At 59.4% G+C, this 22471-nt stretch carries 17 protein-coding genes and 1 pseudogene; 12 read left to right on the top strand and 6 right to left on the bottom strand.

Going from position 1 to position 22471, the window contains the following annotated elements; genetic code table 11:
* The first annotated feature begins 193 nt into the window (after nt 1-193).
* Nucleotides 194-643, top strand: a complete 450-nt coding sequence (locus AERO9A_RS11695; RefSeq protein ID WP_159972120.1) for an Hsp20 family protein — start codon at nt 194-196, stop codon at nt 641-643.
* A gap of 180 nt (nt 644-823) precedes the next feature.
* Here the strand turns inward: AERO9A_RS11695 and AERO9A_RS11690 are convergent, their stop codons facing one another.
* The 3 genes and pseudogenes from AERO9A_RS11690 to AERO9A_RS11685 form a co-directional block, all read right to left on the bottom strand.
* Entirely contained in the window at nt 824-2410 is a 1587-nt protein-coding gene (locus AERO9A_RS11690) for an ABC-F family ATPase (protein ID WP_159972119.1), read from the bottom strand.
* A 20-nt stretch (nt 2411-2430) separates the two neighbouring features.
* Nucleotides 2431-2759 (bottom strand): annotated as a pseudogene (locus AERO9A_RS22820) (site-specific integrase); the annotation flags it as partial.
* Nucleotides 2760-2798: 39 nt separating this feature from the next.
* Nucleotides 2799-3761, bottom strand: coding sequence for a LysR family transcriptional regulator (locus AERO9A_RS11685; RefSeq protein ID WP_159972118.1), 963 nt, complete (start codon nt 3759-3761; stop codon nt 2799-2801).
* Nucleotides 3762-3861: 100 nt separating this feature from the next.
* Here AERO9A_RS11685 and AERO9A_RS11680 point away from each other — a divergent pair, with 100 nt between their 5' ends.
* A complete protein-coding gene (locus AERO9A_RS11680) occupies nt 3862-4617 on the top strand; it encodes a sulfite exporter TauE/SafE family protein (protein ID WP_159972117.1) in 756 nt (251 codons plus the stop codon).
* On the opposite strand, the gene AERO9A_RS11675 is transcribed toward AERO9A_RS11680, so the two are convergent.
* Nucleotides 4614-5009 carry a hypothetical protein gene (locus AERO9A_RS11675; RefSeq protein ID WP_256665942.1) on the bottom strand — a complete coding sequence of 132 codons (396 nt, stop codon included), beginning with the start codon at nt 5007-5009 and terminating at the stop codon, nt 4614-4616. The two genes, AERO9A_RS11680 and AERO9A_RS11675, sit on opposite strands and share 4 nt — an antisense overlap.
* Nucleotides 5010-5405: 396 nt before the next feature.
* Between AERO9A_RS11675 and AERO9A_RS11670 the strand changes: the two genes are divergently transcribed.
* The 3 genes from AERO9A_RS11670 to AERO9A_RS11660 all read left to right on the top strand — a co-directional run bounded on the left by AERO9A_RS11670 (nt 5406) and on the right by AERO9A_RS11660 (nt 8440).
* Nucleotides 5406-6926 (top strand): aldehyde dehydrogenase family protein, encoded by a 1521-nt coding sequence (locus AERO9A_RS11670; RefSeq protein ID WP_159972116.1) that lies wholly within the window; start codon nt 5406-5408, stop codon nt 6924-6926.
* A 165-nt stretch (nt 6927-7091) separates the two neighbouring features.
* On the top strand, nt 7092-7502 hold the full coding sequence (locus AERO9A_RS11665) for a PA2779 family protein (protein WP_372239669.1): 411 nt from the start codon (nt 7092-7094) through the stop codon (nt 7500-7502).
* On the top strand, nt 7487-8440 hold the full coding sequence (locus AERO9A_RS11660) for a PA2778 family cysteine peptidase (protein WP_159972115.1): 954 nt from the start codon (nt 7487-7489) through the stop codon (nt 8438-8440). Before AERO9A_RS11665 ends, AERO9A_RS11660 begins: the two co-directional genes overlap by 16 nt.
* A gap of 181 nt (nt 8441-8621) precedes the next feature.
* Here AERO9A_RS11660 and AERO9A_RS11655 read toward each other — a convergent pair whose 3' ends face one another.
* Together AERO9A_RS11655 and AERO9A_RS11650 are read right to left on the bottom strand one after the other, a co-directional pair.
* Nucleotides 8622-11909: an EAL domain-containing protein gene (locus AERO9A_RS11655; protein ID WP_159972114.1), complete on the bottom strand. Its 3288-nt coding sequence runs from the start codon at nt 11907-11909 to the stop codon at nt 8622-8624.
* Between the two features lie 61 nt (nt 11910-11970).
* Nucleotides 11971-12882, bottom strand: a complete 912-nt coding sequence (locus tag AERO9A_RS11650; protein WP_159972113.1) for a LysR family transcriptional regulator — start codon at nt 12880-12882, stop codon at nt 11971-11973.
* 222 nt (nt 12883-13104) lie between these two features.
* Here AERO9A_RS11650 and leuC point away from each other — a divergent pair, with 222 nt between their 5' ends.
* The 7 genes from leuC to truA all read left to right on the top strand — a co-directional run bounded on the left by leuC (nt 13105) and on the right by truA (nt 22465).
* Nucleotides 13105-14532 (top strand): 3-isopropylmalate dehydratase large subunit, encoded by a 1428-nt coding sequence (leuC, locus tag AERO9A_RS11645; protein ID WP_159972112.1) that lies wholly within the window; start codon nt 13105-13107, stop codon nt 14530-14532.
* 11 nt (nt 14533-14543) lie between these two features.
* Entirely contained in the window at nt 14544-15191 is a 648-nt protein-coding gene (gene leuD / locus AERO9A_RS11640) for a 3-isopropylmalate dehydratase small subunit (RefSeq protein WP_159972111.1), read from the top strand.
* A gap of 100 nt (nt 15192-15291) precedes the next feature.
* Nucleotides 15292-16374, top strand: a complete 1083-nt coding sequence (gene leuB / locus AERO9A_RS11635) for a 3-isopropylmalate dehydrogenase (RefSeq protein WP_106735211.1) — start codon at nt 15292-15294, stop codon at nt 16372-16374.
* A gap of 56 nt (nt 16375-16430) precedes the next feature.
* Nucleotides 16431-17543 carry an aspartate-semialdehyde dehydrogenase gene (gene asd / locus AERO9A_RS11630; protein ID WP_159972110.1) on the top strand — a complete coding sequence of 371 codons (1113 nt, stop codon included), beginning with the start codon at nt 16431-16433 and terminating at the stop codon, nt 17541-17543.
* A gap of 130 nt (nt 17544-17673) precedes the next feature.
* Nucleotides 17674-18684, top strand: a complete 1011-nt coding sequence (locus AERO9A_RS11625; RefSeq protein WP_159972109.1) for an aspartate-semialdehyde dehydrogenase — start codon at nt 17674-17676, stop codon at nt 18682-18684.
* 149 nt (nt 18685-18833) lie between these two features.
* Nucleotides 18834-21593, top strand: coding sequence for a FimV/HubP family polar landmark protein (locus AERO9A_RS11620; protein WP_159972108.1), 2760 nt, complete (start codon nt 18834-18836; stop codon nt 21591-21593).
* An 8-nt stretch (nt 21594-21601) separates the two neighbouring features.
* On the top strand, nt 21602-22465 hold the full coding sequence (gene truA, locus AERO9A_RS11615; RefSeq protein ID WP_159972107.1) for a tRNA pseudouridine(38-40) synthase TruA: 864 nt from the start codon (nt 21602-21604) through the stop codon (nt 22463-22465).
* The last annotated feature ends 6 nt before the right edge of the window (nt 22466-22471 follow it).

Here is a 22471-nt window from a genome sequence, read left to right as displayed (position 1 = left end):
CCTGCGGTTGATTGAACACTCAGCGTAGGCGCGAGCTCTGCTCGCCAATGCCTTTTCGCGAGCATTTCCGGTGTTGTGCTCGGTGCTCAAGACATGCCTTGAAATTCTTCTGGACGACCCTAGATAAGTGACTGCGGGATGCCGAAGTCGGGTTCCGCGCTATGACACTTGCTGACTTATCAGGAGAATACTCATGAGCAATGTACTGTCCCTGGCCCCTTTGTTCCGCCAGTCCATCGGTTTCGATCGTTTCAACGATCTTTTCGAGTCCGCCCTGCGCAGCAATGACGCGGGCAGCTCCTATCCGCCCTACAACGTCGAGAAGCATGGCGAAGACAGCTACCGCATCGTGGTTGCAGCGGCTGGCTTCCAAGAGGACGATCTGGAGCTGCAGGTCGAGCGCGGTGTGCTCACCGTCGTCGGCAACAAGCGTGATCGCAGCGCCGAGAGCGTCAGTTACCTGCACCAGGGCATTGCCCAGCGTGCCTTCAAGCTGTCTTTCCGTCTGGCCGACCATATCGAGGTCAAGGGTGCGGCTCTGGCTAACGGCCTGCTCAATATCGAGCTTGAGCGCATCGTGCCGGAAGAAGCCAAGGCCAAGCGCATCCCCATCGGCAGTCAGCGCCCGGCTTTGGAGAGCTGATTGCACGGGGTAGACGGTGCTCACGCCTCGTCTGTGAAACAACCAAACGCCCCGATCGATTCGGGGCGTTTGCGTTTTGTCTGGCTCAGGAGCGGGTTGCTGAGCGTAGCGTTGCCCATAAACGAAAATGCCCCTGTCGATAGACAGGGGCATTCTTTCAAGCCTGCGTGCAACTTAGGCTCAGACGATGACGCCCTGGCTGCGCAGGTAATCGTCGTAGGTGCCGCTAAAGTCGGTCACACCGTTATCCGACAGCTCGATGATGCGCGTAGCCAGCGAGCTGACGAACTCGCGGTCATGGCTGACGAAGATCAGCGTGCCGGGGTAGTTCTCCAGCGCCAGGTTGAGCGCCTCGATGGACTCCATGTCCAGGTGGTTGGTCGGTTCGTCCATCACCAGCACGTTGGGCTTCTGGCAGGCCAGCTTGCCGAACAGCATGCGGCCCTGCTCACCACCGGAGAGCACTTTCACCGACTTCTGGATTTCGTCGGAGGAGAACAGCATACGGCCCAGTGCGGCGCGGATGTTTTGCTCACCGCTGGTCCACTGGCCCATCCACTCGAACAGGGTTTCATCGGCTTCGAAGTCGTGGGCGTGATCCTGAGCGTAGTAGCCCACCTCGGCGCTGTCGGTCCATTTCACGGCGCCTGCGTCCGGGGTCATTTCGCCAACCAGGGTACGCAGCAGGGTGGTCTTGCCGATGCCGTTGGGGCCGATGATGGCCACGCGCTCACCGGCTTCGATGGTGAAACCGAAGTTCTTGAACAGCACCTTGTCGTCGAAGGCCTTGGATAGCTTCTCGACGGTCACCGCCTGGCGGTGCAGCTTCTTGTTTTGATCGAAGCGGATGAACGGGCTGACGCGGCTCGATGGCTTGACCTCGGCTAGCTGGATCTTGTCGATCTGCTTGGCGCGGCTGGTGGCTTGCTTGGCCTTGGAGGCGTTGGCCGAGAAGCGGCTGACGAAGGTTTGCAGCTCGGCGATCTGCGCCTTCTTCTTGGCGTTGTCGGCCAGCAGTTGCTCACGGGCCTGGGTCGAGGCCGTCATGTACTCGTCGTAGTTGCCTGGGAACAGGCGCAGCTCGCCGTAGTCCAGGTCGGCCATATGGGTGCAGACCGCATTGAGGAAGTGACGGTCGTGGGAAATGATGATCATGGTGCTGTTACGCGCCGTGAGAATGTTTTCCAGCCAGCGAATGGTGTTGATATCCAGGTGGTTGGTTGGCTCGTCGAGCAGCAGCACATCCGGGTCGGCGAACAGCGCCTGGGCCAGCAGCACGCGCAGCTTCCAGCCGGGGGCGACTTCGCTCATCGGGCCGAAGTGCTGCTCCAGCGGAATACCCAGGCCCAGCAGCAGCTCGCCGGCGCGGGACTCGGCGGTGTAGCCATCCATCTCGGCGAACTCACCTTCCAGCTCGCCGACCTTCATGCCGTCTTCTTCGCTCATCTCCGGCAGCGAATAGATGCGGTCACGCTCGGCCTTGACCTTCCACAGCTCGGCGTGGCCCATGATCACGGTGTCGATCACGTTAAATTCTTCGTAGGCGAACTGATCCTGACGCAGCTTGCCCAGGCGCACGTTCGGCTCAAGCATCACCTGGCCGCCCGATGGCTCCAGATCGCCGCCAAGAATCTTCATGAAGGTCGACTTGCCGCAGCCGTTGGCGCCGATCAGACCGTAGCGGTTGCCGTTGTTGAACTTGACGGAAACGTTCTCGAACAGCGGCTTGGCGCCGAACTGCATGGTGATGTTAGCGGTGGAGATCAAAGGACTTACCTATCAATGACTTATGTGCGCCTGGTTTGCTCCGATACCGATTTGATACCGTTTCCAGCTTTTCCAGCTCACCCCAGCCAGAGCTTGAGTTGATCCAGCGCGCGTAGGTTGAGAGCAGCATTTGCACGGAATGGCCGAGCTGCTGAGCGATGAAGGCGGGGTTGAGGCCTGACATCAGGCTCATTGTCGCATAGGTGTGTCGGCAGTTGTACGGCGGACGGTAGCGGATGCTCAGCGCCTGCAGCGTTGGGCGCCACTGAACGTGGACGTTGGATGTCTGCTTGACGTGTACTTGGCCCTTCGGCGGTGGGAACACATGCGGCGTTGACGTGACCCGGCCAGCGCGTGTCGGGTTTTTTGTGGGCGCAGGTTTCTCTGCTCATTCCTCCGCGCGGGGCAGGCTGGCCTGCAGCGCTTGATCCCAGGGTGGTGGGAAACCAAAGCGCTGTTGCAGAAAGCTCAGCAAGAGACGAATGCGCGGGCTGCCTTCGCGCTCCAGGCGCAGGGCGTAGATGGTAGTGGGCTCTGTTGGCGGCAGGCCGTTCTCGCAGAACAGCGGCACCAGTTCGCCGCGCTGTAGGTGCTCGCTGCTCATCCAGGTCGGTAGGTGGGCGATACCCAGCCCGGCAATCGCGCTGAACAGCAGGGTTTCGGCGTTGTTGGTGACCATGCGTAGGCGCTTTGGCTTGCATTGCTGCAGCTTGCCGTCGATGGCGAAACGCCAGGCATAGGGTGGGGCGAGGCTGTCCCAGTCGAGGCCGTCATGCTGATCGAGCTCTAACGGACTCTGTGGCATGCCGCGGCGGCGTAGGTAATCGGGGCTGGCGCAGACGATACGCACCATCGAGGCTAATGGCGTTGCGACCAGGCGGCTGTCTGGCAGTGGGCCAATGCGTACCACTACATCTACTTCACCCAAGTGTTCGCCGTGCAGATCTGTGAAGCTGTCGATCAGGCGTAGCTGCACGTCTAGCCCAGGGTTAGCCGCGAGAAAGTCGGCTATGGCGGGGCCAAGATGGCGGCGACCAAAAGGTGTTGGTGCATCGATACGAATTAATCCTTCTGGAGCACTGCTCAGTGATACCGCTTCTGCGCGTGCCAGGTGCAGTTCAGTGAGAATGCGCCTGGCCCGCTCGGCGAAGGCTAACCCGGCAGGCGTTGCTCGCACGGCATGCGTGGTGCGGCTGAACAGGCTGCTGCCGATGGCGCGCTCCAGTGCATCAATGCGTCGTGCTACGGCTGAGGGTGTGAGTGGGTGGCGGCGGGCTGCCGCTGAAAAGCTGCCAGTTTCCAGTACGTCGAGAAATAGCTCCAATTGATCGGTTAGTGCGTCTGGGTTCATCTGTGCTTGCCTGTGCGAAATATGCAAAGCCATTGTGCGGGCTTGTGCGTTTCCATACTAGCAGCGGGCTTCTACCATGCAGCCAAACTTGGGAGGTGTCATGAGTCTGTTCGATCTGCTGCTGAATCTAATGTTGGGTGTCGCGCTGGGAACGGTGGGAGGTCTTTTCGGGATCGGTGGCGGCCTGATCGCCATTCCGGTGCTTGGTGTGATGTTTGGGCTCGACCAGCAACTGGCTCAGGGCACTGCGCTGGTGATGGTGGTGCCGAATGTGATGCTGGCAATCTGGCGTTACCATCAGCGTAACCGTATCGATCTGCGGCATGCCTTGCTGCTGGGTGTAACCAGTTTCCTCTGCGCCTGGTTGGCATCGCTTTATGCTGTGGGGCTGGATGCGCGCACCATGCGCCTGGCCTTCGTTTGCTTTTTGCTAGCGCTGGCAGCTTACAACCTGTTGCGAATGTTGATGCAGCAGGCGCTGCCGACTGGCGAGCTACGTTACCCCTGGGGTTGGTTCGGTGCGCTCGGTGGGGTTGCGGGTGGCATGGGTGGCCTGTTTGGCGTAGGCGGGGCGGTAGTCGCGACACCGGTACTGACTAGCGTGTTCGGTACTACTCAGGTGGTGGCGCAGGGGCTGTCTTTGTCACTGGCGCTGCCCAGCACTGCTGTCACGCTGTTCACCTATTCGATGCATCAGCATGTCAACTGGTGGCTGGGCGTGCCGCTGGCCGTTGGCGGGTTGCTCAGCATTAGTTGGGGGGTACGTCTGGCACACTCGTTACCGGAGCGCCTGCTGCGCAGCCTGTTCTGCGGCTTTCTGTTGGTTTGCGCGTTGCTGCTGGCACTGGAGCTTTAAAGCTCTTCATCATCGCGAATCAGGATGTAGCGGCGCCCTTCGGCGTCGTCTTCATGATCGTAGACGTAATACATCACTACTTCGCCGAGACTTGACTGTGCGGCCACATAGTCGCCGCTCTCGACCGTGAAGAAGGTCTTGCTGGCTGGCGCAGCGAGGCTTTCGATACGTGCGCTGAAAAACAGGGCTGGATCTTCTTCGGCGAAATAATCGTCACGCTGGCGGGCATCCCAGTCGACTGGTGCTTCGAAGGGGCCGAGTATCAAGACTCGTGCTTCGCCGAGGTCAATTTCTTCGGCATCAGCATCCTGCTCGTGCGGACGGTAGACGTTGCCGTCGAGTGCTTGCGGGTGTTCAAGCACGGCGTTGCGCGTTTGCATGTCGAGGGGCATGGTCGTCTCCAGGGGGGGCGAGGGGCAGGGCGGCAGTGTCGATGATTGGGCTTGCTATTACTAGCAAGGAAAGACATTAATCAATGCGAACGCACGTTGTGCAGCCAGGGCAATGTGCTGTCATGAGAGGTCAACTGTACGCTGTGATTGGGTGCTGATCGACGTGTGGCTCAAGGTTGCGAGCGGATCTTTCTTTGGGGAACGCAAGGCGCAGTGAGCGGGTCTAGCCTTAGACCTCCACTGTTCTGCATGGCGCTACCAAAGGCTTGTGCTGGACGGCCTGCCGAGATGCGACCATGTGCCACGAGGTATCGCGGGTGCAGGGTTTTTAGGATCGAATAATCGCTTGCTGCCAGTTGTTTGGTTGCAGGTTCCGACAAGAAGAGAGGACGCATCATGATTTATGCCAAACCCGGTACTTCAGGCGCTGTCGTGACACTCAAAGCGCGCTATGGCAACTACATCGCGGGTGAATTTGTCTCCCCACTCAGTGGCCAATATTTCACCAATACCAGCCCGGTCGATGGTTCGGTGATTGGTGAGTTTCCCCGTTCGAACGCTGATGACATCGACAAGGCACTGGATGCAGCCCATGCTGCTGCCGACGCCTGGGGCCGCACCAGCGTGCAGGAGCGTTCGCACATTCTGCTGAAGATTGCTGACCGCATCGAAGCTAACCTCGAATTGCTAGCCGTGGCCGAAACCTGGGACAACGGCAAGGCCGTGCGCGAGACTCTCAACGCCGACGTGCCGCTGGCCGCAGATCACTTCCGCTACTTCGCCGGCTGCATCCGTGCGCAGGAGGGCAGTACTGCCGAGATAGACAATGGCACCGTTGCCTATCACTTTCATGAGCCGCTGGGTGTTGTTGGGCAAATCATTCCATGGAACTTCCCGCTGCTGATGGCGGCCTGGAAGCTGGCCCCAGCCCTGGCTGCCGGCAACGCCATCGTGCTCAAGCCCGCCGAGCAGACCCCGCTGTCGATCACCCTGCTGGTGGAAATCATCGGCGACCTGCTGCCGCCGGGCGTGCTCAACATCGTCCAGGGCTTTGGCCGCGAGGCCGGTGAAGCACTGGCCACCAGCAAGCGCATCGCCAAGATTGCCTTCACTGGTTCCACTCCGGTCGGCTCGCACATCATGAAATGTGCTGCCGAGAACATCATCCCGTCGACCGTCGAGCTGGGTGGCAAATCGCCGAACATCTTCTTTGCCGACATCATGAACGCCGAGCCGGCCTTCATCGAGAAAGCTGCCGAAGGTCTGGTGCTGGGCTTCTTCAACCAGGGCGAGGTGTGCACCTGCCCATCGCGTGCGCTGGTGCAGGAGTCAATCTACGACGCCTTCATGGTCGAGGTGATGAAAAAAATCAAGCAGATCAAGCGCGGCAATCCTCTGGATACCGAGACAATGGTTGGCGCTCAGGCCTCGCAGCAGCAGTTCGACAAAATCCTCAGCTACCTGGAGATTGCTCAGCAGGAAGGCGCGCAGGTACTCACAGGCGGTGGCGTAGAGAAACTCGAAGGCGATCTGGCCGGCGGTTACTACATCCAGCCGACGCTACTCAAGGGCAGCAACAAGATGCGTGTGTTCCAGGAGGAAATTTTTGGTCCGGTGATCGGTGTTACCACCTTCAAGGACGAAGCCGAAGCCCTGGCGATTGCCAACGACACCGAGTTCGGCCTGGGCGCCGGTGTGTGGAGCCGCGACATGAACGTCGCCTACCGCATGGGCCGTGCGATTAAAGCGGGGCGGGTGTGGACCAACTGCTACCACCTGTACCCGGCGCATGCGGCCTTTGGTGGTTACAAAAAGTCCGGTGTTGGGCGCGAAACCCACAAAATGATGCTCGACCACTATCAGCAGACCAAGAACCTGCTGGTCAGCTATGACATCAATCCGCTGGGCTTTTTCTGAGTCGCGAGAGGTGAAAGGGCCGCTGTGCTCACGTGGGTGCAGCGGCCTGCTGTGATGACGGCGCGCTTTGGGGCTGCAACATGCGCTTAAACAGTTGTAGTGGCCGCTGAACCGAGCGCAGGGTGCGATGTCTATTGGCTACCCCCCCCTGAGGAGATAACCACAATGACAACACCTTTCATGCGTCCAACCATGCGTCGTCTGGCAGCTATTACCGCGTTGTTCCATTTGCTTCTGGTGGTACAGATTCCGGCTGCGAATGCGGCGATGATCGGTACTCCAGAGGTCATTGCCGAGCAGCAGCATCAGGTGGATCAGAAGCAACTGCTGGCCATGCTCGATGATCAGCAGGTCAAGGACAAGCTGGTTGCGATGGGGGTGGAGCGCGATCAGGTCGAAGCGCGTATCGCCAGTCTGACGCCTGCGGAGCTGGCTCAGTTCAACCAGCAGTTGGATCAGGCCCCGGCAGGTGCGGGTGTGGTGGGCATCATCGTGTTGTTTCTGGTGATCTTCATCATCACTGATATGCTGTGCGCCACCAACATCTTCAGTTTCGTCAAATGTATCAATCGTTAATCCGCCTCTGCTGTATTGCGTCCATTGTTCTTCTCGCTGCTTGTGCCCGCTCTCCGGTGTTATCACCGGAAGGCGAGCGCTTGCCTGAACGCGTCGAACTGAGCAATGTCCCTTTCTTTGCCCAGCAGGCATATCAATGTGGGCCTGCTGCGCTTTCCACCATGCTTAATCAGCGCGGCGTGATGACTTCGCCCGGACTGCTCAAGGACAAGGTCTATATCCCCGGGCGTGAAGGGAGTTTGCAGGTCGAGATGGTGGCTGCTGCGCGTAGCCACGAAATGCTGGTCTATCCTCTGCAGCCGCGTCTGGAGGCGGTGCTTGCCGAGGTGGCAGCGGGCAACCCGGTGCTGGTGCTACAGAATCTGGCCTTCGACTGGTATCCGCAGTGGCATTTTGCTGTGGTGGTTGGCTACGACCGTCGCGAGCGTACGCTTATCTTGCGTTCGGGAACTACGCGCCGCCTCGAAGACAGCTTTACAAGCTTCGACCGTACCTGGGCCCGAGGTGGTCGCTGGGCTGTGGTGACCCTGTCGCCTGAGCGCTTGCCCGCGCAAGCTGACATGCGTACCTGGATGAAGGCAGCCAATGATTTGGAGCAAACGGGTCAGGCTGCTGCTGCCCGTCGTGCTTACCGAACGGCGAGTGAAGCTTGGCCCAAGGAGTCACTGCCTTGGTTTGCATTGAGCAACAGCCGTTATGCAGAGGGGGATCGCCAAGGTGCTGAGCAGGCGCTGCGGGAAAGTCTGCAGCGTGAGCCAACTTTTGCGGCTGGCTGGTTCAATCTTTCTCAGGTGTTGGCTGAGCAGGGCTGCGCGCACGAGGCAGCAGCCGCGCAAGCTTGCGCCCGCAAACTGGCGCCTGGGGATGAGCGCTTCGGCGCAGCACTCAAGCCAGCTAGCGGGGCCGGGCAGTGCCAGGCTTTGCCGAGCTGCCCATAGTTAAACCAGAGCGTGCTATTAGACTTGAAACAATGCCCCTGTCTATCGATAGGGGCATTGTCTTTGGGCTCAGAGCGTTTTTCGCCTGTCTTTGCGGGGCCGCTATCGGTATTGCGCTGGATGCCTCGCTTACGTTTTTAGAAGTGCCCTTTCGTCATTCAGTTTGGCGTCTTGTGCCATCTCAGCCATGGGGGCGAGTGAGTAGGGCGCGAAATTCCTCTTCCGGTACGGGGCGGCTAAATAGATAGCCCTGATAACAGTGGCAGCCCTGCTCCTGAAGAAACTCCAACTGCTCCTGCTGTTCGACGCCTTCGGCGATGATTTCAAGGTTGAGGCTGCGTGCCATGCCGATGATGGCGCGTACGATTTCTGCGTCATTGGGGTCGTTGGTGGCATCGCGTACAAAGGATTGATCGATCTTGAGTACGTCGACTGGAAGGCGCTTGAGGTAGGTTAGTGAGCTATATCCGGTACCGAAGTCATCCATGGCAAAGCTGACGCCGTTCTTTTTCAGGCGCAGCATCTTGCTTATGGTGTCGTCAATATTCTGTATCACGATGCCTTCGGTGATCTCCAGCTTGAGCATGGCGTACGGTAGCTGGCTGTCGCGCAGATAGCTTGCGACCCGCTCGACGAAATCGTGTTGGCGGAATTGCCGCGGACTGATGTTGACGCACAGGCTGAAGCGCAAGGGATCGACCAGGCCGTCGGCTAGTAGGCGGGAGCAGACATGGCATGATTCGGCCAGCACCCAGCCGCCGGCCTCGACGATCAGGCCACTTTCCTCCAGTACTTGAATGAACTGAGCAGGCGATTGCATGCCTTGCTGCGGATGCCGCCAGCGTAACAAGGCTTCTGCACCGACAATGACACCATCGCGGGCATCGACCTGGGGTTGGAAATACAGCTCGAACTCGCCGTGCACCAATGCACTGCGTAGCTCATTCTCCAGACGCAGGCGTGCGCTCGCAGCGTCTTGCATTGAGGTGCGAAATACTTGGATGGCATTGCGCCCCGAGTCTTTGGCACGGTAGAGCGCAATGTCGGCACGTTTGAGCAGGTCGGCCGGGGTTTCGCCGTGGTCGGGGATCAGTGCCACACCGATACTGGGGGTGACCTGTAGATGGTGTCCGTCGATCAGCATGGGCTCGGCCAATAAGTGGCGCAGTTTCTCCGCAACCTGGTGAACCTGATGCATGACTTCCGAGCGCTTACCTTCCAGGCCGGAAAGCAGCACGACGAACTCGTCTCCGCCGAGGCGAGCGACGGTGTCCTCAAGGCGCACGCTGGCTTCCAGGCGGGCGGTGATCAGGCGCAATACGGCGTCACCGATGGGGTGGCCCAGGGAGTCATTGATGTGCTTGAAGTGATCCAGGTCGAGGAACAGCAGGGCGCCGCGTAGGTTGTGGCGCTTGAGCAAGGCGATCTGCTGCGTCAGGCGATCCATCAGCAAGGTACGGTTGGGTAGGTTGGTCAGTGCGTCGTGGTAGGCAAGGTGTTGCACCTGTGCCTGCGCCTGTTTCAATTCGCTGACATCGCGTGCGGTCAGTAGCAGGCAGGCCAGGCCGTTGAGTTCGATGGGTTGGACGGAGACGTCGACGAGGCATTGGCCGCCATTGCGATGGCGACCGTGCATTTCCATGTGAAGCACCTGACCATAAAGCGTCAGGTGCTCGATCATCTGGGTGCGCTCTTCAGGGATAGCCCAGATATTGATTTCGAATGATGTGCGGCCGATAACTTCCGCACTCTGATAGCCAGTAATGCGGGTGAAACCTTCGTTGACCTCGATGTAGCGGCCCGTGTCACGCTCGGTGATGGTGATGGCGTCCGGGCTGGAGTGGAAGGCTTTGGCGAACTTTTCTTCCGAGGCGCGCAGGCGTTGTTCGCGCAGTACTCGTTCGCTGATGTCCACCAGTGTGCCGACCATGCGTAGCGGATGTCCGTCGTCGCCGAGCAGCAGTTTTGCCGTTGTCTCCAGAATGCGTGACTCACCGCTGTCTAGCTGTACGCGATAGGTGACTTGGTAGCTGTTGCCGTGCTGTTCCAGTAGTTCTCGATAGGCCCGGCGTAACGCGCGTCGATCCTCGAGTGGAACCTGGATGAAAAAATCATCGAAGGCGCCGTCGAATGGTTGTGTGGCGAGCCCATGCAGGCTGGCTGCGCGGGTGCTGGCGAACATGCGGCTACTGGGGATATGCCAATCCCAGGCGCCAAGGTCGGCTGATTCCAGGGCCAGCTTCAAGCGTGCCTGGCTTTCACGCAGAGCCAGTTCCTGCTGGCGTTGTTGGGTGATGTCGCGCACGGTGAGGACAATGCAGCGTGTGTCATCGAGTTCGATTTCGCCGCCAAACAGCAGGTTGATGCTCTCGCTGCCGTCACGGCTAAAAAGGTGTACTTCGAGGTTGTCCAACTGGCCGTTACCGAGGGCTTCGATCATGCGCAGGCGATCGCCGGGGTCGGCCCATATGCCTAGTTCTAGGGAAGTTCGGCCGATGGTTTCCTGATTGCTCCAACCAAATTGGCGTTCGAAGCTGGTATTGACCTCGACGAACCGGCCTGAGGCGTATTCGGTAATCGCCACGGCGTCAGGGCTGTGCATGAATGCTTTGGCGAACTTGTCCTTGCTGCTGCGCAGGGCCGATTCGGCACGGCGGCGTTCGCTGGTGTCGACGAAGGTGCAGAGCAACAGGCGTTCGCCTTGCAGCTCTATATATTGGCTGGATAACACGCCGTCGAGGACCTCACCGCTACGGCTGCGTAGCTGCACGTCCTGTATTACGGGGTCGCGGCTGATCGGTGCCTGTTGACGTAGTTGATCGCGCTGCTCGAGATGAACCCAAAGGTTCAGTTCATGAGTCGGGCGACCAAGGCTTTCGCTTGCATTCCAGCCGAAGGCTTGGGTGAAGTGCTGGTTGATCTCGATGATTTCGCTATTGTCATAGCGCACCAGCATCATGATGTCCGGGCTTAGGCGAAACAGGCTGGAGAAGCGTTCTTCCGAGGCGCGCAAGGTGTCGGCACGTTCCTGCTGGGCGCTGATGTCGCGAATCACGCCAAACATGCGTAGGTTGCCATCGGTTTGGCGTTGCAGGCTGCCGATGATTTCTACCCAGTGCAGGCTGCCATCGGGCCAGCGAATGCGGTGGCGCAGGGCGTTGCTAATTGACTGTCCTTGCAGGATTGCATGGAAGGTCGCCAGGACGCCGGGGCGCTCTTCTGGCGGAATCAGGTCGAGGTATTCCAGCCCTTGGGTCAGCGGGCGGCTGGGGTCTAGGCCGAAGAGCTTCTGCGCGCCCCTTGACCAACTGATCTGGCCACTCTTGATATCCCAATACCAGGCGCCTAGTTGGGCGCCGTTCAAGGCTGCGAGCAAGCGTGGCGCATCTTGCCAGGTCTGCTCTATCTCGGCTGGATCTAGCGCGGGAATGTGGGGTAGAGGAGGCGTCTGGTCAGTTGTTCTGGCCATGATAGACCTGTCTCCTGCTTGGGGAATATGGCACGGGGCCTACTTCTTGTTCTTTAGAACCTCACGTTAGCTGCTGCCCGGTGTGGCGTGCAAGATTGTTGCTGTCCTGCTGTGCGTCAAGCAGGGCCATGAATGCGCGTGCGGCATTGGAGAGCGTTCGTTCGGTATGAATGATGTAGCCGAGCTGGCGCGATAACTGGATACCTGGAAGTGGCAAGCGCGTGACCTGATCATCAAGCATGGTGCGTGGCAGCACGCTCCAGGCTAGGCCAATGGAGACCATCATCTTGATGGTTTCCAGGTAATTGGTGCTCATGGCGATGTTGGGGGTCAGGCCTTGGCCTTCGAATAGACGCTGCACGATATGGTGAGTAAAGGTGTTGCCGCCAGGAAAGACCGCTGGGTGTTTGGCAACATCCGCCAGGCTGATGGCATTGCCTTGGGCCAGTGGATGCTCTGGCGCAGCGACGAAATCCAGCGGGTCGTCCCATACGGCTCTAGCGCGCACCGGTTCACGGGTTTCTGGTGCCAGGGTGATTACTGCTAGCTCGGCGCGGCCATGCAGCACTTCTTCATAGGCGACCTCCGAGTCAAGGAACTGAATGTCCAGCGCCACCTGTGGATGTGCGCGGGTGAAGGCACGCAGCAGGGCGGGCAGACGATGCAGACCGATATGGTGGCTGGTCGCCAAGGTCAGGCGCCCACTGACTTCACCGGACAGGTTGGTCAGTGCGCGGCGGGTGTCGTCCAGCACGTTGAGGATCTGGTAGGCGCGTGGCAGCAGGGCGCGCCCGGCCTGTGTCAGACCGATTTCGCGGCCGAGGCGATCGAACAGGCGCACGCCGAGCTGATGCTCCAGGCCTGCGATGCGCTTGCTCACGGCGGGTTGGGTCAGGTGCAGGCGTTCACCGGCTTCGGAAAAGCTGCCGGTTTCGGCGATGGCGATGAAGGCATTGAGGTTGGCGAGATCCATAAAAGCAGCTCCGAGCATCAAGCTACAAGTCACAAGCCGAGCCGCTCGGTCTTTGCTTGCGGCTTGTAGCTTGGTGCTTGCAGCTTTATATGGATTCCTTAACGGAATCCTCTAGATGAAAAATATGAATTTGAGTTATTCGTCTCGCGATCATAGCATTTCACCCCATAAGCTGAAGGGCCTTTGGCCTGGGCATAGAAATACGCTGATGAGGTAAGGCTGATGACTGGCAAGACGCTCTACGACAAGCTCTGGGAAATGCACGAAGTGAAACGTCGCGATGACGGTTCCTCGTTGATCTACATTGATCGTCACATCCTCCACGAGGTGACCTCGCCGCAGGCCTTCGAAGGCCTGCGTCTGGCTGGGCGCAAGCCGTGGCGTATCGACGCTAACATCGCCACGCCGGATCACAACGTGCCGACCACCAAAGCCGAGCGTCAGGGTGGCCTCGAAGCCATCGCCGATGAAGTCTCGCGCATCCAGGTGCAGACCCTGGACGAGAACTGCGATGACTTCGGCATCCTCGAGTTCAAGATGAACGACGTGCGCCAGGGCATCGTCCACGTGGTCGGCCCGGAGCAGGGCGCTACCTTGCCAGGTATGACCGTGGTCTGTGGCGACTCGCACACCTCCACCCATGGCGCCTTCGGTGCCCTGGCTCATGGCATCGGCACCTCGGAAGTCGAGCACGTGCTCGCTACCCAGTGCCTGGTGGCCAAGAAGATGAAGAACATGCAGGTGCGCGTTGAAGGCAAACTGCCGTTCGGCGTCACTGCCAAGGACATCGTCCTCGCCGTGATCGGCAAGATTGGCACCGCTGGTGGTAACGGCCATGCGCTGGAATTCGCTGGCAGTGCAATCCGCGACCTGTCGCTGGAAGGGCGCATGACCATTTGCAACATGTCCATCGAGGCCGGTGCCCGTGTCGGCCTGGTGGCGGTGGACGAGAAGACCATCGCCTACGTCAAGGATCGTCCGTTCGCGCCCAAGGGCAGCGATTGGGACAAGGCCGTGGCGCAGTGGCAGAACCTGGTGTCCGACGCCGATGCGGTGTTCGACACCGTGGTCGAACTCAAGGCCGAAGACATCAAGCCACAGGTTAGCTGGGGCACTTCGCCGGAAATGGTGTTGGCCGTCGATCAGAACGTGCCGGACCCGGCCGTTGAAGCTGACCCAGTGAAGAAGGACTCGATCAGCCGCGCGCTGAAGTACATGGGCCTCTCCGCCAACCAGCCGATCACTGACATTCAACTGGATCGCGTGTTCATCGGTTCCTGCACCAACTCGCGCATCGAAGACCTGCGCGCCGCTGCCGAGGTAGCCAAGGGCCGCAAGGTCGCCGCCACCGTCAAACAGGCGCTGGTAGTGCCGGGCTCCGGTCTGGTCAAGGCGCAAGCCGAGGCTGAAGGCTTGGACAAGATTTTTATCGAAGCCGGTTTCGAATGGCGTGAACCGGGCTGCTCCATGTGCCTGGCGATGAACCCGGACAAACTGGGCAGCGGCGAGCATTGCGCCTCCACCTCCAACCGCAACTTCGAAGGCCGTCAGGGCGCCGGTGGTCGCACCCACCTGGTCAGCCCGGCCATGGCTGCCGCTGCTGCGGTGACCGGCCGTTTCATCGACGTTCGTGAATTGATCCAGGCCTAAGGAGACCGCACATGAAAGCCTTCACCCAACACACCGGTCTGGTCTGCCCACTCGATCGTGCCAACGTCGATACCGACCAGATCATTCCCAAGCAGTTCTTGAAGTCGATCAAGCGCACCGGCTTCGGCCCGAACCTGTTCGACGAGTGGCGCTACCTGGATGTCGGTCAGCCGAATCAGGACAATTCCAACCGCCCGATCAACAAGGATTTCGTGCTGAACTTCCCGCGCTACCAAGGTGCCAGTGTGCTGCTGGCTCGCGAGAACTTTGGCTGCGGTTCCTCGCGTGAGCACGCGCCCTGGGCGCTGGACGAGTACGGTTTTCGCACCGTGATCGCGCCGAGCTTCGCCGATATTTTCTTCAACAACAGCTTCAAGAACGGCCTGTTGCCGATCATCCTCAAGGATGAAGAGGTCGATGCGCTGTTCGCGCAGGCCGAGGCCACCGAGGGTTACCAACTGACCGTCGACCTCGAGGCGCAGACCGTGACTCGCCCCGATGGCGTGCAGTACAGCTTCGAGGTCGATGCCTTCCGCAAGCACTGTCTGCTCAATGGTCTGGACGACATCGGTCTGACCCTGCAGGATCAGGAAGCGATCAAGTCCTTCGAGGTCCAATACCAGCAGAGCAGCCCCTGGCTGTTCGGCGCGATCAAGTAATACATCAGGGTAGGCTGGAGGGTGCTTTATCCATCCAGCGTGCCGGGTTGCGGTGGATGAAAATAGCGTCATCCACCCTGCGGATAGATTGAGGAATGCAATGAGCAAGCAGATTCTGGTTCTCCCAGGTGATGGTATCGGCCCGGAAATCATGGCCGAGGCGGTCAAGGTGCTGAACCTGGCCAACGACAAGTACGCCCTGGGTTTCGAGCTGAGCTTCGATGATCTGGGTGGCGCCGCCATCGATCGCTATGGCGTGCCGCTGGCCGACGAGACCCTGGCCCGCGCCAAGGCTGCCGATGCCGTACTGCTGGGTGCCGTTGGCGGGCCGAAGTGGGACACCATCGATCCGGCCATCCGCCCGGAGCGCGGTCTGCTGAAGATCCGTTCGCAACTGGGCCTGTTCGGCAACCTGCGTCCGGCGATCCTCTATCCGCAACTGGCCGAGGCTTCCAGTCTCAAGCCGGAAGTGGTGGCTGGCCTGGATATCCTCATCGTCCGCGAGCTGACCGGTGGCATCTATTTCGGTCAGCCGCGCGAGAGCAAGGTGCTGGAAAACGGCGAGCGCATGGCTTACGACACCCTGCCGTACAGCGAAAGCGAAATCCGCCGCATCGCCAAGGTCGGTTTCGACATGGCGCGTGTGCGCGGCAAGAAACTGTGCTCGGTGGACAAGGCCAACGTCCTGGCGTCCAGTCAACTGTGGCGCGCCGTGGTCGAGGAAGTGGCCAAGGACTACCCGGACGTCGAACTGAGCCACATGTACGTCGACAACGCCGCCATGCAACTGGTGCGCGCACCGAAGCAATTCGACGTGATGGTCACCGACAACATGTTTGGTGACATTTTGTCCGACGAGGCTTCGATGCTGACCGGTTCCATCGGCATGCTGCCGTCGGCATCCTTGGACGCCAATAACAAGGGCATGTACGAGCCGTGCCACGGCTCCGCGCCGGACATCGCCGGCAAGGGCATCGCCAACCCGCTGGCCACCATTCTCTCGGTGTCCATGATGCTGCGTTACAGCTTCGGCCAGGTCGCTGCCGCCGATGCCATCGAGAAAGCGGTGAGCCTGGTGCTGGATCAGGGCCTGCGTACCGGCGACATCTGGTCCGAAGGCAAGACCAAGGTCGGTACCGCTGCGATGGGTGATGCAGTAGTCGAAGCGCTGCGTAGTCTGTAATCTTCCCAGCCCCGCCGGGGTGGTTCCGGCGGGCTGTTTATATAGGTGTAGTCGTTATGAAACGTGTAGGTTTGATCGGTTGGCGTGGCATGGTCGGTTCTGTGCTCATGCAGCGCATGCTGGAAGAACGGGACTTCGACCTGATCGAGCCGGTGTTCTTCACCACCTCCAATGTCGGCGGCCAAGGCCCGGCCATTGGCAAGGACATCGCTGCGCTGAAAGATGCCTACAGCATTGATGACCTGAAAGGTCTGGATGTGATCCTGACCTGCCAGGGCGGCGACTACACCAACGAAGTCTTCCCCAAGCTGCGTGAAGCAGGCTGGCAGGGCTACTGGATCGATGCTGCCTCCAGTCTGCGTATGGCCGACGACTCGGTGATCGTGCTCGATCCGGTCAACCGCAAGGTGATCGATCATGCACTGGATGCTGGTGGTAAGAACTACATTGGCGGCAACTGCACCGTCAGCCTGATGCTGATGGCGCTTGGTGGGCTGTACGAAGCTGGTCTGGTCGACTGGATGAGCGCTATGACTTATCAGGCCGCTTCCGGTGCCGGTGCGCAGAACATGCGCGAGCTGATCAAGCAGATGGGCGCGATCAACGCCAGTGTCGCCGATGATCTGGCTGATCCGGCCAGTGCCATCCTCGACATCGACCGCAAGGTCGCCGAGGCCATGCGCGGTGAAGAGTTTCCGGTCGATAACTTCGGCGTGCCATTGGCGGGAAGCCTGATCCCCTACATTGACAAGGAGCTGCCGAACGGCCAGAGCCGTGAAGAGTGGAAGGCCCAGGCCGAAACCAACAAAATTCTCGGTCGCTTCAAGAACCCGATCCCCGTCGACGGTATCTGCGTGCGTATCGGCGCCATGCGTTGTCACAGCCAGGCGTTGACCATCAAGCTGAACAAGGATGTGCCGATGGCCGACATCGAAGGCTTGATCAGTCAGCACAACCCGTGGGTCAAACTGGTGCCGAACCATCGCGAAGACGCTATCCGTGAACTCGGCCCCACTGCTGTTACTGGCACCCTGAGCGTGCCTGTTGGGCGCTTGCGCAAACTCAACATGGGTTCGCAATACCTGGGGGCCTTCACTGTGGGTGATCAATTGTTGTGGGGCGCCGCTGAGCCGCTGCGTCGCATGTTGCGGATTCTGCTGGAGCGTTAAACGCGACTGTTCGAACACCGAAAAAACGAAGCCCCTCTGTCATGCAGCGGGGCTTCGTTTTTTTCGGGCGATTGCCTGGGGGCGGGGGCGCGGGTACAGTGCCGCTCCCTTCGTTGTGCAGGTTTCCATCATGAATCAGCCACTTTCCATCGCTATTGTCGGCGCCACCGGGAGCATCGGTGAGGCCTTGGTCGGGGTGCTTGATGAGCGTGATTTCCCGGTCAAGGAGTTGCACCTGCTTGCCAGTGATGAGTCCGCGGGGCAGAGCCTATCCTTCCGAGATCGCCAGGTGCGTGTGCGCTCGCTTGAGGGATTCGACTTTGCTCGTGTGCAGTTGGTATTTTTCGCGGCAGGTGCTGAAGTTACTCGTGAGCATGTGGCGTTGGCGAGCGCGGCAGGTTGTTCGGTGATTGATCTGTCTGCTGGGCTTTCTTTGGCGCAGGCGCCCTGTGTGATGCCTGAAGATGGGCAGCGGGTGATGGCTACACTGAAAGCGCCTTTTGTGTTGAGCAGTCCGACGCCATCTGCGGTGGCGTTAGCGCTGGTTCTCCAGGCATTGCGTCCGCTGCTATTGCCTCGGCAGGTGGTTGTCACAGCTATGCTTGCGGTGTCTGCGTTGGGGCGCAGTGGCGTGCAAGAGCTGGCGCGACAAACCACTGAGCTGCTCAATGGTCGGCCTTTGGAGCCGCGTGCGCTGGATCGCCAGATCGCCTTCAATGTGCTGGCGCAGGTTGGGGCGGCCAATGCGCAGGGGCATGCTCAGCTAGAGGAGCGATTGGTGCAGGAATTGCAAATGCTAGGCAATGACCCGCAGCTTAAAGTGGCTGTGACCTGTGCGGTGGTGCCTGTGTTCTTTGGTGACAGTCTGGCAGTCAGCCTTCAGGCTGATGCGCCAGTGGATCTGGCTGCTGTGGTGCGCAGCCTTGAGCAGGCGCAAGGTATAGAGCTGGCGGAGTCAGGCGACTATCCAACCGTCGTTGGTGATGCGGTAGGGCAGGACAGTATTCATGTTGGCCGTTTACGCTGCGGAATTAGTGATCCGACCCAGCTCAATTTGTGGATTGCGTCTGATAACGTGCGAAAAGGTGCCGCACTGAATGCCGTGCAAATAGCAGAGTTATTGATAAAACACTATCTGTAAAAGATACTTACCTAGAAATTTGAAGAATCTTTCTAGCTTGGCAATACTGTCTAAGTTGATCGTTGAATGGGGAGCCGCCATTGGCGGATCAGGCAACGCTCATTTAGGCCCTCTCGCACGCAGAGACAGCTAAAACAAGGGATAACGCTATGGTTCGGGTTCGCAAACTGGTGCTGGCAATCGCAGCGGCGTCCGCCCTGTCTTCTGGGATGGCGCATGCGCTGGGGTTGGGCGAAGTTACCCTGCAGTCCTCGCTGAATCAGCCCCTGGTCGCGGAGATCGAGTTGCTGGAGGTGCGTGATCTAGCCTCCAATGAAGTCGTTCCCAAGCTGGCTTCCCCTGAAGAGTTTGCCAAGGCGGGCATTGATCGCCAGTTCTTTCTGAACGACCTTAAATTCACTCCTGTATTGAAACCCAATGGCAAGAGTGTCATTCGGGTGACTTCCAACAAGGCAGTTCGCGAACCTTATCTCAACTTTTTGGTTGAAGTGCTGTGGCCTAATGGTCGCTCGCTGCGTGAATACACCCTGCTGCTCGACCCGCCTCTTTATTCTCCGCAAGCTGCCGCTGCTGCGACGCCTCAGGCGCCTGTCACTGCTGCCGCTCCAGCTTCTCGTGCGGCTGCGCCTTCATCGATTGCACCAGCGGCGCGTCCGGCTGCCTCTGTTGCGCCAAGCAGTGTTGCCGGTGGTGAGTACCGCACCAGCAAGAATGACACCCTGTGGGAGATTGCCCAGCGTGTAGGGGGGGGGGCTGTGCACCAGACCATGCTGGCTATTCAGGATCTGAACCCGGATGCCTTCATCGGCGGCAATATCAACCGCCTGAAAAGCGGTCAGGTTCTGCGTTTACCTAATGAGCAGCAGGTTCGTAGTCGCAGCAATGCCGAGGCATTGGCACAGGTCGCTGCGCAGAACGCTGCCTGGCGTGATGGCCGCGGTGTTGCTTCGCGTCAGCTTGATGCTACTCGTCGTAGCGCTGCAGGTGCCGCACCTGCAGCGGCTGAAAAAGGCGACAGCCTGAAGCTGGTTTCTGCTGATAGCGGCAAGACCACGCGCGGCAGCGATACAGGTTCTGCTGATAGCAAGGCGTTGGCCGACAAGCTGGCTGTGACTCAGGAAAGTCTCGACTCGACTCGTCGCGAGAATGCAGAGCTGCAAAGCCGGGTTGGCGATCTGCAGAGCCAATTGGATAAATTGCAGCGCCTGATCGAACTCAAGGACAGCCAGCTTGCCAAGCTGCAAGCTGATGTTGGTCAGGCCGGTGGGGCGCCTGCCAGCCCCGCGCCTGCTCAAGAATCGCCGACTCAAGCGCCGGTCGCAGCGCCCCCTGAGGCCGCAGTGATGCCATCGCAGGAAGAGGCGCCTGACTACAACTACAGCGAAGAGTCGGCTGCTTCCGAGCAGGGTGCTGCTGAGCCCCCCCCTCCGGTCAGTGAACCTGCTCCGGCGGCCGAACCGGCCGCGCCAGCCAAAACCTCTGCGCCCGCACCTGTCGCTCAGCCGAGCTTCATCGATGAGCTGTTGGCCAACCCGATGACTTTGGGCCTTGCTGGTGGTGGTGCGCTGCTGCTTCTGCTGGTTGGTCTGATGGCGTTGTCGCGTCGTAACGCGATGAAGGAGGCAGAGCCGCAGCAAGTGTTTGATGAGGAGCTTGCCCAGGACAGCGCTTTTGCGGCTGATCTGGATATGCCGCAAGATAGTTTTGAGGGGCTTGATGAGGAGCCGCTCAAGTCTGCACCGACCAGCGCCGAGGAGCGCGTCACCGCGCAAACAGGTGATGCTCTGGGTGAAGCTGATATTTACATTGCCTATGGCCGCTTTAATCAGGCTGCCGAGCTGTTGCAAAACGCGATCAACGACGAGCCTCATCGTGCAGATCTGCGCCTCAAGCTGATGGAGGTTTATGCCGAGCTGGGTGATCGTGAGGGCTTTGCCCGCCAAGACAATGAATTGCATGAAATTGGCGGGGCAAGTGCTGAGGTCGATCAACTCAAAGGCAAGTATCCGGCCATGGCTGCTTTTGTCGGGGCGGGCGCTGCTGCCACTGCAGTCGCAGCCTCCGATGATCTAGGTGATTTCAACTTCGATGACCTTGCTCTTGGTGAATCGAGTGCAAGTGCTCCCGCTTCTGCTGACGAGCTGGACGATGCCTTCGACCTGAGTCTTGATGATCTGGAGAGCGATCTGGAGCGTGATATTGAGGCTGCCGCACCGTCTGTAGAGCAACGCCCGGCGTTGGATGAGGATTTGGACTTTGGCTTGGTGGATGCTGAGCCTGATACTCAGTCGGCAGATGAACTCGATTTCGACCTCGCACTGGATGATGCGCAGGAGGCGGGAGCGCCGCTCACCAATGAGCTCGCTGATTTCAGTCTTGAGTTGGAAGAACCTGCTCCGTCGACTACTGGTGATGCGGGCGATGACTTCCTGCTCAGTCTTGATGAGGTGGCTGAACCTGCTGCCGACGCTGAGCTGGCGAACCTTGGCCTGGAGTTGCCAGGCGAGAACGCGGCGGATGGCGACCTCGATTTGCCGGCTGATTTTGACCTGTCGCTCGATGATGAGCCCGCCAAGCCGACCGCTGATGTAAGTGATTTTGCGGCTCAGCTCAATGAGGTCAATGCAGAGCTTGAACAATTGTCGGCGGAATCCGGGGCGTCAGATATGTCTGAGGAGAATGTTCCGTTGCTCGCATCTGCCGATGACTTTGGCGATGATCTGGAGGGTGATGACGATTTTGATTTCCTCTCGGGAACTGATGAAACCGCCACCAAGCTGGATCTGGCGCGTGCCTATATCGATATGGGCGATACCGAGGGGGCGCGCGACATTCTCGACGAAGTGGTTGCAGAGGGTAGCGATGCTCAGCAGCAAGAAGCTCGTGAGATGATTGCCAAGCTGGTTTGATTGAATTTATGTCTGATGTAGTACCTGTAGCGGCCGCCGAAATGGCGGCCGCTGGCTTTTCTAGAGTCGCGCTTGGCATCGAATACAAGGGTGCTCGTTATCGCGGCTTTCAACGCCAGAGCGGCAAGGTTGCTTCGATCCAGGGTTGCCTGGAGGATGCCTTGTCGAAAGTGGCAGGCGGTGCGCCAGTGAACATCATGTGTGCCGGGCGCACCGATGCGTCGGTGCATGCCAGTGGTCAGGTGGTGCACTTCGATACGGCTGTCGAGCGCCCGCTGCATGCCTGGATCATGGGCGCGAACATGAACCTGCCCAAGGACATCAGCGTCACCTGGGCCAAGGTGATGCCTGCGCATTTTCATGCGCGCTTCAGCGCGATGGCGCGGCGCTACCGCTACGTGATCTACAGCGATCCGATTCGCCCGGCGCATATGGCTGAAGAGATCACCTGGAATCATCGTCCGTTGGATGTTGCGCGCATGCGCGAGGCGGCCAGGGTTCTGGTCGGCACGCATGACTTCAGTGCTTTTCGCGCCAGTCAGTGTCAGGCAAAGTCTCCGATCAAGACCGTGCATCATTTGGAGATCATCGAGCACGGTCGTTTCGTCGTGCTGGATATTCGCGCTAATGCCTTCCTTCATCACATGGTGCGCAACATCGCTGGTGTGTTGATGGCTGTTGCGGCGGGCGAGCGCCCTGTCGAGTGGGTGCGTGAAGTGCTGGAGCGTTGTGAGCGGCGCAGTGGCGGCGTCACTGCTCACCCTTATGGTCTTTATCTGATCGAAGTCGAGTATCCGGCCGAATTCGAGTTGCCGCAGCGCTATCTGGGGCCGCACTTTCTTTCCGGCCTGGCGGATGTGCGCCAGGTGTGAGCCTTT

The organism is Pseudomonas sp. 8Z (assembly GCF_902506535.1).
In the GTDB taxonomy this organism is placed as follows: Bacteria; Pseudomonadota; Gammaproteobacteria; order Pseudomonadales; family Pseudomonadaceae; genus Aquipseudomonas.
Note: the sequence above shows the minus strand (reverse complement) of the source record. Positions and strands in the feature narration are given on the sequence as shown.